The organism is Pseudomonas sp. IT-P74 (assembly GCF_949768175.1).
Taxonomy (GTDB): domain Bacteria; phylum Pseudomonadota; class Gammaproteobacteria; order Pseudomonadales; family Pseudomonadaceae; genus Aquipseudomonas.
In genome coordinates this window covers 206,058-218,295 of sequence record NZ_CATKQD010000005.1, presented here as the reverse complement: position 1 = coordinate 218,295, position 12,238 = coordinate 206,058, and the positions used below count along the sequence as shown (strand labels likewise).

Here is a 12,238-nt window from a genome sequence, read left to right as displayed (position 1 = left end):
GGCGGCGCTGAAACCGACCCAGATCAGCGCCCTGCAAACTGTCGATGTCGCGGCGCTGACCACCGCCCAGGTCGTGGCCCTCACCACCGCCCAGGTGGCTGCACTGACCACCGCGCAAGTGGCTGCTTTGACCACCACCCAAGTGGCGGCCATCGAAACCGCTGACATCGCTGCCTTGCCAGTGGCCAGCGTCGCCGCGCTGACCACCGCGCAGACCGCTGCCCTGACCACCGCCCAGGTCGTGGCATTGACCACTGCCCAGGTGGCCGCGCTGAAACCGGCCCAGGTGGCTGCACTGACCACCACGCAAGTGGCGGCCATGGAAACTGCCGATGTCGGCGCGCTGACTTCTGCCCAACTGGTAGCGTTGACCACTGCCCAGGTCGCGGCACTGACCACGGCACAAGTGGCGGCACTGAAACCGACCCAGATCAGCGTCCTGGAAACCGCTGATGTGGCGGCACTGACTACCGCTCAGGTGGTGGCCCTGACCACCGCCCAGGTGGCGGCACTGACCACCGCACAAGTGGCTGCGCTGACCACCACGCAAGTGGCGGCCATCGAAACCGCTGACATCGCTGCCTTGCCAGCGACCAGCGTTGCGGCCCTGACCACCGCGCAGACCGCGGCCCTGACCACCGCCCAGGTCGTGGCCCTCACCACTGCCCAGGTGGCCGCGCTGAAACCGGCCCAAGTGGCTGCACTGACCACCACGCAAGTGGCGGCCATGGAAACTGCCGATGTCGGCGCGCTGACCACCGCCAGCGTCGTGGCCCTGACCACTGCCCAGGTGGCGGCGCTGACCACCGCCCAGGTGGCTGCCCTGAAGCCGACCCAGATCAGCGCCCTGGAAACCGCCGATGTGGCCGCCTTGACCACCGCTCAGGTCGTGGCCCTGAGCACCGCCCAAGTGACGGCACTGACCGCTGCCCAGGTGGCTGCCCTGACCACCACGCAAGTGGCGGCCATGGAAACTGCCGATGTCGGCGTCCTGACTGCCGCTCAACTGGTAGCCTTGACCACCGCCCAGGCCGCGGCACTGACCACGGCACAAGTGGCGGCACTGAAACCGACCCAGATCAGTGCCCTGGAAACCGCCGATGTCGCGGCGCTGACCACCGCCCAGGTCGTGGCCCTGACCACTGCTCAGGTGGCGGCCTTGACCACCGCCCAAGCGGCGGCATTGACCACCACGCAAGTGGCGGCCCTTGAAACCGCGGACATCGCCGCGCTGACAGTGACCAACACTGCAAGCCTGACCACCGCGCAGACTGCTGCCCTGACCACCGCCCAGGTGGTTGCCCTGACCACCGCCCAGGTGGCGGCGCTGAAGGTGACCCAGATCGCAGCCCTGACCACCACGCAAGTGGCGGCCATGGAAACCGCCGATATCGGCGCGCTGACTTCTGCCCAACTGGTAGCGTTGACCACTGCCCAGGTCGCGGCCCTGACCACCGCGCAGATCGCGGCCCTCAAGCCGACCCAGATCAGCGCCCTGGAAACCGCCGATGTAGCGGCCCTGACCACCGCGCAGATCGTAGCGATCGAAACCGCCGACATGGCGGCGTTGACCACGGCGCAAGTCGCGGCCCTGACCACGGCGCAAGCCGCAGTCCTGACCACGGCGCAACTGTCGCACCTGTCGATGACCCAGGTTGATTCGTTCACCACCGCGCAACTGCAGGCGATGACCGCCACCCAGATCGACGCGCTGGCCCTGTCCACGCCGCTGGTCCTGGACCTCAACGGTGATGGCGTGCAGACCACGCACCTGAGCAGCGGCGTCAAGTTCGACCTCAATGCCGATGGCCACAAGGAGGCAACTGGCTGGACCGCTGGCGGTGACGGCCTGCTGGCGCTCGACCTCAATGGCGATGGCCAGGTCAACAATGGCTCCGAGCTGTTCGGTTCCTCGTTCCGCCTGCCCGACGGTTCGTTGGCCAAAGACGGTTTCGAGGCACTCGTCAGCCTGGACAGCAACCATGACGGTGCGGTCAACGGCGCTGACCAGTTGTTCGCGGCGCTGCAAGTCTGGGTCGATGCCAACAACGATGGCGTCAGTGACAAGGGTGAGATGCACACCCTCAAGGAGCTGGGCATCACCCAGTTCAACCTGGATGTGGCCAAGACCGCCGAGCTCAACCACGGCAACCTGATCGGCCTCGACAGCAGCTACGAAACCAGCGATGGCCAGAGCCATACGATCGCCGACGTCTGGTTCCGCACCGACGCCAATGGCAATCAGTCCCTGGACCTGACCAAGCTGGATTCGTCGACAGTCGATGCCCACTCCCTGGGTGCCATCGATCTGTCGACCGATGGCGGCAAGGCCAGCGTACTGACCGTCAATGCCGAGGCAGTTGCCAAGCTCGGCCAGGCCGGCCAGGTGGATGTGGACAACGGTGCCGCGGCACCGGTGCAGATGATCATCGACGGTGACCACAACGACACGGTCAACATCACTGGCGACAGTGGCGAGTGGCAGGCGGCCGGGAGCACCACGGTCGATGGCGCCAGCTACAACGTGTTCAACGACGGCGACGTCCAGCTGTTGGTCGCAACCGACGTGCAGACTTGGATTCACTGAGTTTCAGTGGTAAACCTTGACTGATCCGATACCGGGCTCGAAAGAGCTCGGTATTTTTTTATTGGAAGAGACCGTCGCGCAAATGCCTAGACAGAATCTTGAGAGCCCGAACCTCGATATCGTGCTGGCCGCAGCCCTGCAGCTGGCCGAGGGCGTCGCTCTGGAACCGATGAAGTTGCTCGAAACCGCAGACCGGCTCAATGGCGCACAGCGCATCACCGATGTCGCTGCGCTCTACCAGCGCTGGCTGCAGCACTGCCATTCGTCGGTCAATTACATTATCCAGTTCAACTTGGGGACCACGCTGTCGCAACTGGGGCAGATCGAGGCCGCAGAGGCAGCCTATCGCGCCGCCATTGCCCAGAACCCGGAGTTCGCCCAGGCGTGGTTCAACCTGGGGACGCTGCTGGAGCGTCAGCACAAACCGCAGGAGGCCCTGGCCATCTGGCAGTCGATGCTCGATGACCGGCTGGTCGACGCCACGCAAAGCCGCGAGCTGTACCTGATGACCTGCAACAACCTGGGTCGCCTGCTCGAGGAAACCCGGCAGTTGCAGAAATCCGAAGCCATCCTGCGCACCAGCCTGGAAACCGACCCCCATCAACCCAAGGTGATTCAGCACTGGGTGCACCTGCGCCAGAAACAATGCGTCTGGCCGGTCTATGAGCCGCCGGCAGGCTTGACCCGTGGCGACCTGTTCAAGGCCTCCTCGCCCCTGGCACTGCTCGCCGGCAGCGATGACCCCGGCCTGCAACTGGCCGCCGCGGTGCACTTCGTCAAGGAGCGGGTCAATGTCCGGGTCCCCGCCCTGGCTCCGGCCCAGGGCTATGGCCACCGGAAGTTGCGCATCGGCTTCCTGTCTTCGGACTTCTGCCTGCATGCGGTGTCGTTGCTGACAGTGGAGCTGTTCGAGCTGATCGATCGGCAGCGCTTCGAGGTGTACGGTTTTTGCTGGACCCGCGAAGACGGCTCGGCCCTGCGCGAACGGGTCAGGCAGGCCATGGATCACTTCGTGCGCATCGACGCCATGGATGATGCCGCTGCCGCGCAATGCATCCGCAACCATGAGATCGACATCCTCATCGACCTGCACGGGCTGACGTCCGGGGCCCGTCCGGACATTCCGGCCTTCCGCCCGGCTACGGTGCAGATGACCTACCTGGGCTTTCCCGGGTCGACCGGGCTGCCGGGCATCGATTATGTGATCGCCGATCGCTATCTGATCCCCGACAGCGAGAAGGCGTACTACAGCGAAACACCGCTGTACCTGGCGCAGATCTACCAGTGCAGCGACCGCCAGCGACCCGTTGCGGCGTTGCCGACCCGCGCCGAGTGCGGCTTGCCGCAAGACCGTTTCGTGTTTTGCTCGTTCAACAACAACTACAAGTTCAACGAAGAAGTGTTCGATTGCTGGATGCGTATCCTGCAGCGCGCTCCCGACAGTGTGCTGTGGCTGCTGGCCGACAACCCCTGGGCCCAGGAAAACCTCTGCGCCAGAGCCCAGTCACATGGCGTGAACCCGGCACGCCTGCTGTTCGCCCCGCGGGTCGCACCGGCGCAATACCTGGCCCGCTACAGTGCCGCGGATCTATTCCTCGACGCGTATCCGTTCAACGCCGGGACCACGGCCAACGATGCCCTGTGGATGGGCCTGCCGGTGCTGACCCGCTCAGGACGCACTTTTGCCTCGCGCATGGCCGGCAGCCTGCTGACTGCGCTGGACCTGCCGGAGCTGATCACCACCACCCTGGCCGAGTACGAAGAGCGTGCCGTCGAACTGGCGACCCAGGCCGATCTGTTGCCCGGCTTGCGTGAGCGTCTGCACCGGGGACGAGAGCACTCGGCGCTGTTCGACACACCACGCTTCGTCAGGGATTTCGAGGACGCGATCAGCAGTGTGGCGCCCGGCCGGGTGTAGCCGTATTGCTGGTTCCTGGTCCGGGCGGCGTTCCGACGATGGACTGCTTCTGTAGGAGCGAGCTTGCTCGCGAAAAACCCGAGAGCGCTGCGGGGCGTCAGGCTTGCCGCGTCATCGTTGGCCTCCATCGCGAGCAAGCTCGCTCCTGCAGAGGATCAGGTTGTCAGAACAACCCCTGGACCTTTTCCAGCTCGTTGCGGGTCATCTGGCCGGTGTGGGTGTGCAGGTTGACATAGCTTTGCAGCATCGCCAGCTTGGTATCGAGCAGGTCACGCTTGGAAGAGAACAGGCGCTGTTGGGCATCGAGGATGTCGACCGTTGAGCGCACGCCGGCCTCATAGCCTTTTTCCGCGGATTTCAGGGCGGTCTGGCTGGAGCGCACGGCGGTCACCAGGGCCTTGATCTTCTCGAAGCCCGCCACCACCCCCAGGTAGTTGAGCTCGAGGTCCTCGTTCATTTGCTGGAGCTGGACCTCATAGCCGGACCGGGCACTCTCCAGGGCAGCACGGGCCTTTTCGGAAGAAGCGCTGACCCCGCCGCCCTGGTACAGCGGGATATCGATGACGACACCCACGTAGTAGGTCGACTGGCGCTGGGACGTTTCGTTGAGGTCGCTCTGGCCGACCCGGGCCAGCCGGCCGCTCAGCGCCACCGTCGGGTAATGCCCGGCCTTCTGCTGCTTGAGGTTGGCTTCGGCCACTTTGATCGAAGCACGGCTGATACCCAGTGCAGACGCGGCCTGGTCGGCCTTGATCAGCCAGTAGTCGAGGTCCTGCTCGGGGGCAAGCAAGGCGGCGGCCGGTGCCTGCTCCTGCATCTGCGGGATCTCACTGACGGCAATCCCGGCGCGGCCCGCCAGCTTGCGCAGGGCCGCGCGATGCTGGGCCTGCAACTGAATTTCCAGGGCGCGGATCGAATCGAGCCGGGCCTGCGCCTCTTCAAGGTCGGTGATGCTGCCTTCACCGGCTTCGAACAGTCGCCGCGATTGCTTGGCCAGTTCTTCGACCGAGGCTTTCTGCTGGGTTGTCAGCTTGAGTTCGTTTTCCACCTGGGCGAGATCGAAATAGGCCTGCACCACGCGATCGAACAGCTCCTGATCGGCGCCTTCGTGCTGGACTCCACCCAGTTGCCCACGCGCCTTGGCCTGTTCGTAGGAGGCCCAGCGGCCTTTGTCGAACAGCGGCTGGATAACCGACAGGGCAATGCTGTCGGAAGCGTACTGATCCTCCTGGCTGCTGGCGGAGGACTGGCTTTCGAACAGGCCACCATGGCCGTAGCGTGAGTTGATGGCGACCTGCGGCAGCAAGCCGCTGCGGCCGATAGCCTCTTCCTGGCGCGATGCCTCGTAGTCATGGTTGGCAACCTGGTAGGTCGCATCGTTGAGTCGCGAAGCGTCGTAGAGGGCGACCAGTGACAACGGCGCTTCAGCCGCCAGCAGCCGGCACGAGCAGAACACGGAGAGTAGCAAGGCGATACGTACGGACACGGTCATTCTTCCTTGAACGCGCCGGCCATACGCTCGGTCACCGGCTGCATCAAGTAGTTGGCAAGGGTGCGTTCGCCGGTCTTGACCAGTACTTCGGCCTGCATGCCTGGCTTGACATCCAGGCCCAGCTCGCGCAGATGGATGATCGCCTCGGGGCTGACCGAGACCTCCACCGAAAAGTAGGGCGAACCGCTGTGTTCGTCGATCAACTGGTCGGCCGACACCGTGAGCACCTGGCCGACGATCACCGGGGTGTGGACCCGTTGCAACGAACCGAAACGCAGATCGACCGGCAGCTGCGGCTTGAGCCGGTCGGCCATCATCGGCGGGAATTGCGCCTTGACCACCCAGATGGAGCCTTGCGGGACAATGTCCATCAGGCGCTGGCCCGCTGGTGCGACGCCGCCGACGGTGTGCACGGTCATGCCCATCACCTGGCCGGCGACGGGCGCGACGATGGCGGCGCTGTTGACTTCGAACTCCAGTGACTTGATCTGGTCGATCAGGCTCGATGTCTGCGCTACGACCTGGGTCAATTGCGACTCGGCGTCGCTGCGAAAGACCTGCCCCTGTTGCAGCGCCTTGAGCTCGCTTTCATTGATCGCCTGGCGCGTGCGGCCGATATCGGAAACGCTCGAAGCCAATTGGGCACCCAGCTGCGCCGCACTGCTTTCCGCTTCGAACAGCCGGTTACGTGGCAGATAACCTTCACTGGCCAGTTCCCGCAGCCCCTTGAGCGCCTGCTGCTGGAATTGCAGCTGTACGGCGTGGTTGCGCTTGATCTCTTCGAAACCCTGGAGCTGTTCTTTGAGCGAGGCTATTTCGTGCCGGCTGATTTGCATGCGGCTGGCCAGTTCGGCACGGCGGGTGGCGAACAGATAGCCTTGCAGCTCCATCGCCGCGACGGCGCGCGGGTCGCCGGCGCGGGCCAGCAATGCCGCGGACCATTGCACAGCGTCGCGGTTCAGGCGTTCGGCCATCAGCCGATCCTCGACGGCGCGGGCGCCGAGCCACTGGCCCAGGGCGACATCCAGTTGCGACTTGGCCTGGACGGTGTTGAGCTGCATCACCACCTGCCCCTGCTGCACCCGGTCGCCTTCACGGACCAGGATGTTGTCGATCGTGCCGCCGGTGCGCGACTGCACGGTCTTGCGCTCGCCGGAAACCACCACTGTGCCGCTACCGACCACGCCGCGGTCAAGCGGCGCCAGGCAGGCCCAGAGCAGAAACCCGCCGAGGCCCAGGAGCAAAAACCACACACCGATCCTGGCAATGCCCGCGGCATCCGCATCGGGCTTGTTCTCGGGGGTCGAAATGTCGCTCGAACTGGCTTGCATTGACGCCTCAGGCTTCTTGATTGCGGGGTTCGACAGCTTTTGCCGGGGCCGCTGGCACCAGGGTCTTGAGCACCTGGTCACGCGGGCCGAACAGGGTTTGTACGCCGTCCTTGAGGAACAACAGCTTGTCGACCGCGCCGAGAATGCTCGGCCTGTGGGTGACCAGCACCACGGTGCAGCCTTCGGCCTTGAGCTTGCGCACGGCCTGCACCAGCGCCGCTTCACCGGCATCGTCGAGGTTGGAGTTGGGTTCGTCGAGCACCACCAGCGCCGGCTGGCCATACAACGCGCGGGCCAGGCCGATGCGCTGCTTCTGGCCGCCGGACAACCCCAGCCCGCCAGTCCCGAGCAAGGTGTCATAGCCTTTGGGGAAGTGCAGGATCATCTCGTTGATACCGGCCAGTTGCGCCGCTGCGATGACCTTGTCTGCATCCACCTCGCCGAAGCGCGCGATGTTTTCGGCGATGCTTCCATCGAACAACTCGATGTCCTGGGGCAGGTAACCGAGGTGCGGGCCGAGGGCTGCACGCGACCACTGGCCGACCTCGGCGCTGTCCAGGCGTACCGAGCCCTGCCTGGCGGTCCAGATGCCGACCATGGCACGCGCCAGGGAAGACTTGCCCGACGCGCTCGGACCGATGATCGCCAGTACTTCGCCCTTGGCCAGGCTGATGGTCACGCCATTGACGGCGGGCTTGTGCATGCCCGGCGGGATGATTACCAGGCGGTCGATGCTAAGGGCCCCGGTCGGCGCTGGCAGGGGCATGCCTGGCGCGACCTTGGGGAACTCGCCGAGCAGGCGGTTCAAACGTTCGTAACTGCTTTTGGCGTTACCCATCTGCTTCCACGAACCGATCAGCGCTTCGGCCGGCGCCATGGCCCGTCCCAGCAATACCGACACGGCAATCATCACCCCGGCGGAAATCTGATTCTCGATCACCAGGATGGCTCCCAGGCCAAGGGCCAGCGATTGCCAGGTCATGCGCACAAAGCGTGACAGCGCGGCGATCCGCGAACTGCGGTCACTGGCCTCGCCCTGCTCGGTAATGACCCTCTGCTGCACGTTGAACCAGCGTTGGCGCAAGGGCGCGAGCATGCCCATCGCCTGAATCACCTCGGCGTTCTGCAAGGTACTGTTCACGTAGCTGGAAGACGCCACGGACAAACGGTTGGCTTCGCTCATGCTTTTGCGGGTGGTCAGCTCGTTCCAGACTCCCAGCCCGGCAAGGATCAGCGAGCCGATGACAGTGAATACCCCAAGCCAGGGATGGAACAGGAACGTCGCGATGACATAGATCGGCAGCCACGGCGCATCGAAGATGGCAATCAATGCCGGACCGGTGACGAACTGCCGGATGCTGTTCAAATCGCTCAGCACCTGCGCCGGGTTGGAGCTGTGCTCCTTCAGGCTACGCTCGAACGCCGCATCGAATACCCGCTCGCCCAACTGAGTATCCAGGCCGGCGCTCATCTTGATCATCACCTGGCCGCGCACCCACTCCAGCAGACAGCCAAGGGCAAAGAACCCGAGCAAGATCAGGCTCAGCATCAACAGCGTGGTTTCATTGCGACTGGTCAGGACGCGGTCGAAAACCTGCATCATGTAGATGGACGGGACCAGCATCAGCAGGTTGATCACCCCGCTGAACAGTGCCAACACGCCGAACAGCCGACGATAACGTAGCAGCGCTGCATCGATATCTCGCTGGGGATCTAGGAAAAATCGCATAAAGTCCGAAAGATGAAAAAAGCATTGGGAAAGACAACGGTTATGTTGATGCCCGGGCTGCATTGCGCGGCGGCGATGCTAGCACTTTGCCCTCTATTAATGAACAGCTTGAAGCCAGTTGGCACCTCTACTCCATCGGCTTGAAGGAGGCGATCTTGAGTGGTTTTTCGACGGAGGGACAAACGGGGGAATAGAAAGGCTTTAAGAAATGAAATCAAAAAATATAAATGCATTACCAAATAAAAGACCCGGCTTTTGGCCGTAATGCTGTTCACTTAAGCGAATGTGGTCCTCTGTAGGAGCGAGCTTGCTCGCGATGGTCGTTAACGATAACGCGTATTTACTGGCTAAACGCGGCGTTCTTGAGTCCATCGCGAGCAAGCTCGCTCCTACAACTTCCTTAACTGAACAGCATTACGGCTTTTCGCCGGGTCCTTTATTTGCCGGTTTTTCTGGCATTTGCTTCAGGCTAATGAAGTCTTTGTGTGTCGCAAATTCGATGGCGCGGATGATGTCAAAAGAATTCCAGCAGGCAAGAGAAGCCCGGCATCATTGGTTCAAACCAGCGACAGATAGCACTTGAGAATCAGTCGCACAGTCTCTAAGCTGCGGCGGCGTCAAGGAGGACGCCCCCACTCCTCGCCCTCTCTCGTGTTCTTCAATACACCGCAATATGTGAGTCCGTTCGTGGCTCTGTCCCGCCGCACAACACGCCGGTTTCAGGATCGCGCAAGATAATTTGCCCACGCCCGTAACTGGTGAGATCGCACGCCACCCGAACCTCGTGCCCGCGACGCGCCAGTGCCGCAACCATATCCCGCGAAGCGTCCTGCTCAATGCCCACCTTCATGTCCCCCAACCATTGCCAACGCGGTGCGTCCAGCGCGGCTTGAGGGTTGAGTCCGAAATCCACCAGATTCATGACCATCTGCACATGTCCTTGCGGTTGCATGTAGCCGCCCATGACACCGAAGGGGCCCATCGCTTCGCCGTCTTTTGTAAGGAACCCTGGAATGATGGTGTGGAAGGTCTTTTTGCCAGGCGCCAGGCAATTGGAATGGCCGGGATCAAGGCTGAACTCTTCACCACGGTTTTGCAGGGCGATACCGCTGTCGGGCAATACCACGCCAGAGCCAAAACCGTGATAGTTGCTCTGGATGAACGAAACCATGTTGCCCTCCGCATCGGCGGTGGCCAGATAGACCGTGCCACTGGCATGGGGATCACCCGGCTGGGGCGCCACGGCCTGCTCACCGATCTGTGCCCGGCGATGAGCGCAATAGTGGTCGCTGAGCAGATCGTGCACCGCCACCCGCATGTGCTCCGGATCGGTGATGTAGTGCAAACCATCGCTGTAGGCGAGTTTCATGGCCTCAAGTTGACGATGCCAGGTCCTCTGGCTGTCGCGATGATCGAAGTCAAAGCCCTCGAGAATCTTCAACGCCATCAACGCCACGAGTCCCTGACCGCTGGGAGGAATCTCCCAGACGTCGACACCACGATAGTTAACCTTGATCGGCTCGACCCACTGTGCGCGGTAGTCCTGCAAATCACTGGCGCGCAGATAGCCGCCCGTGGCTCGCGAATGCGCATCCAGCCTCTGCGCCAGCGCGCCACGATAAATACTTTCACACTCGGTGGCGGCCAATTCGCTCAAGGTCCGTGCCTGGGCCGGGTTACGGAACAACTCGCCGGCGCGGGGGGCGCGGCCTTCGATCAGGAAGGTCTCGAACCAGCTCTCAAGCACGTCGCTACGGTCGGGAGTGAAATCCTCCAGCGCGGTTTGCCACTGCAAGGCGACCACTGGCGAAACGGGAAATCCGTCCCGCGCCAGACTGATCGCCGGCTGCAGCAAGTCCGCAAAGGGCAGACGACCGAAACGCCGGGACAATTGCGCCCAGGCCGACGGGCAGCCAGGAACAGTGACAGGCGTCCAGCCATGCAGCGGCATTTTTTCATGACCGGCCGCTTTCACGGCCTCAATGCTCAGGGCTTGCGGGGCGGCGCCGTTGGCAGCCAGGCCATGCAGTTTGTCCTGGGTCCAGACCAAGGCAAAAGCGTCACCACCGATACCACAACCGGTGGGCTCGACCACCGTCAATGCTGCTGCCGTGGCGATGGCCGCATCGATGGCATTGCCGCCGCGACGCATCACTTCAATCCCGGCTTCGGCGGCCAGTGGCTGAGAGGCCGCGACCATGCCGCGCTTGGCGAAAACGCTTTGACGTTGTGAGGTGTAGGGATACTCATGGGCAGAAAACTTGAACATGGCAGGACTCACACAAAAGTAATGTTCATAAAAACCTGTAGGAGCGAGCCTGCTCGCGATGGACGTTAACGATGACGCGGGTTTCCTGGAAAAACACGGTGCTCTTGAGTCCATCGCGAGCAGGCTCGCTCCTACAACACACGACTGAGAAAGGCGCGGGTACGGGCGTGCTTGGGCTGACTGAAGATCTGTTCGGGCGGGCCCTGCTCGATCAGTTCGCCTTGATCGAGGACCACCACCCGATCGGCCACTTCGCGGGCAAAGCCCATTTCATGGGTGACCACGACCATGGTCATGCCCTCCTCGGCCAGTTCCTTCATGACTTGCAGCACTTCACCCACCGTCTCCGGGTCAAGGGCGCTGGTGGGCTCGTCGAACAACATCGCCTGGGGTTTCATGGCCAGCGCCCGTGCGATGGCCACCCGCTGCTGCTGCCCACCGGACAGCATCGAAGGGTAGTGATCCGCCTTCTCGGCCAGCCCGACCCGTTTGAGCAGCGCCCGCGCCTGCTCCACCGCTGCCGCGCGCGCCACGCCGAGCACGTGGATGGGCGCCTCGATGATGTTTTCCAGGGCGGTCATGTGCGGGAACAGATTGAAGCGCTGAAACACCATGCCGATGTCCCGGCGCTGACGCGCAATGTTGCGCTCCGAGTCCCGGACCAGGCTGCCATCGGCACGGGAGCGATAACCCATGGGCCGGCCACTGACACGGATTTGCCCGGACTGAATGTCCTCAAGCAAATTGATGCAGCGAATAAACGTGGTTTTGCCCGAACCGGAGGCGCCGATCAGCACCACGACTTCACCCCGTTTCACTTGCAGCGAAATGCCCTTGAGAATTTCCAGGTCACCAAACGACTTGTGAATATCCAGCGCTTCGATGACCAGCTCTTCACTCATGTGCGCCATC

7 protein-coding genes and 1 pseudogene are annotated in these 12,238 nt (G+C 62.8%); 3 read left to right on the top strand and 5 right to left on the bottom strand.

Annotated elements, in window-relative coordinates; translation table 11 throughout:
• Positions 1-2,587 (top strand): annotated as a pseudogene (locus tag ACM6J5_RS05555) (hypothetical protein); the annotation flags it as partial.
• Between the two features lie 82 nt (positions 2,588-2,669).
• Complete coding sequence (locus ACM6J5_RS05550; RefSeq protein WP_150671778.1) at positions 2,670-4,505, top strand: tetratricopeptide repeat protein; 1,836 nt, start codon at positions 2,670-2,672, stop codon at positions 4,503-4,505.
• A gap of 163 nt (positions 4,506-4,668) precedes the next feature.
• Here the strand turns inward: ACM6J5_RS05550 and ACM6J5_RS05545 are convergent, their stop codons facing one another.
• From ACM6J5_RS05545 to ACM6J5_RS05535, 3 genes are read right to left on the bottom strand one after another with little or no spacing between them, the layout of a single operon-like run.
• Entirely contained in the window at positions 4,669-5,997 is a 1,329-nt protein-coding gene (locus ACM6J5_RS05545) for a TolC family outer membrane protein (protein WP_150671779.1), read from the bottom strand.
• Positions 5,994-7,328, bottom strand: coding sequence for an HlyD family type I secretion periplasmic adaptor subunit (locus ACM6J5_RS05540; RefSeq protein ID WP_414927979.1), 1,335 nt, complete (start codon positions 7,326-7,328; stop codon positions 5,994-5,996). The genes ACM6J5_RS05545 and ACM6J5_RS05540 overlap by 4 nt, the downstream gene beginning before the upstream one ends.
• A gap of 7 nt (positions 7,329-7,335) precedes the next feature.
• On the bottom strand, positions 7,336-9,057 hold the full coding sequence (locus ACM6J5_RS05535; protein ID WP_150671781.1) for a type I secretion system permease/ATPase: 1,722 nt from the start codon (positions 9,055-9,057) through the stop codon (positions 7,336-7,338).
• 307 nt (positions 9,058-9,364) lie between these two features.
• Between ACM6J5_RS05535 and ACM6J5_RS05530 the strand changes: the two genes are divergently transcribed.
• Entirely contained in the window at positions 9,365-9,640 is a 276-nt protein-coding gene (locus tag ACM6J5_RS05530) for a hypothetical protein (RefSeq protein WP_414927978.1), read from the top strand.
• A gap of 75 nt (positions 9,641-9,715) precedes the next feature.
• Here ACM6J5_RS05530 and ACM6J5_RS05525 read toward each other — a convergent pair whose 3' ends face one another.
• Both ACM6J5_RS05525 and ACM6J5_RS05520 read right to left on the bottom strand, forming a co-directional pair.
• Entirely contained in the window at positions 9,716-11,326 is a 1,611-nt protein-coding gene (locus ACM6J5_RS05525; RefSeq protein ID WP_150671782.1) for a gamma-glutamyltransferase family protein, read from the bottom strand.
• A 131-nt stretch (positions 11,327-11,457) separates the two neighbouring features.
• Positions 11,458-12,237: an amino acid ABC transporter ATP-binding protein gene (locus tag ACM6J5_RS05520; RefSeq protein ID WP_150671783.1), complete on the bottom strand. Its 780-nt coding sequence runs from the start codon at positions 12,235-12,237 to the stop codon at positions 11,458-11,460.
• Between the last annotated feature and the right edge of the window lies 1 nt (position 12,238).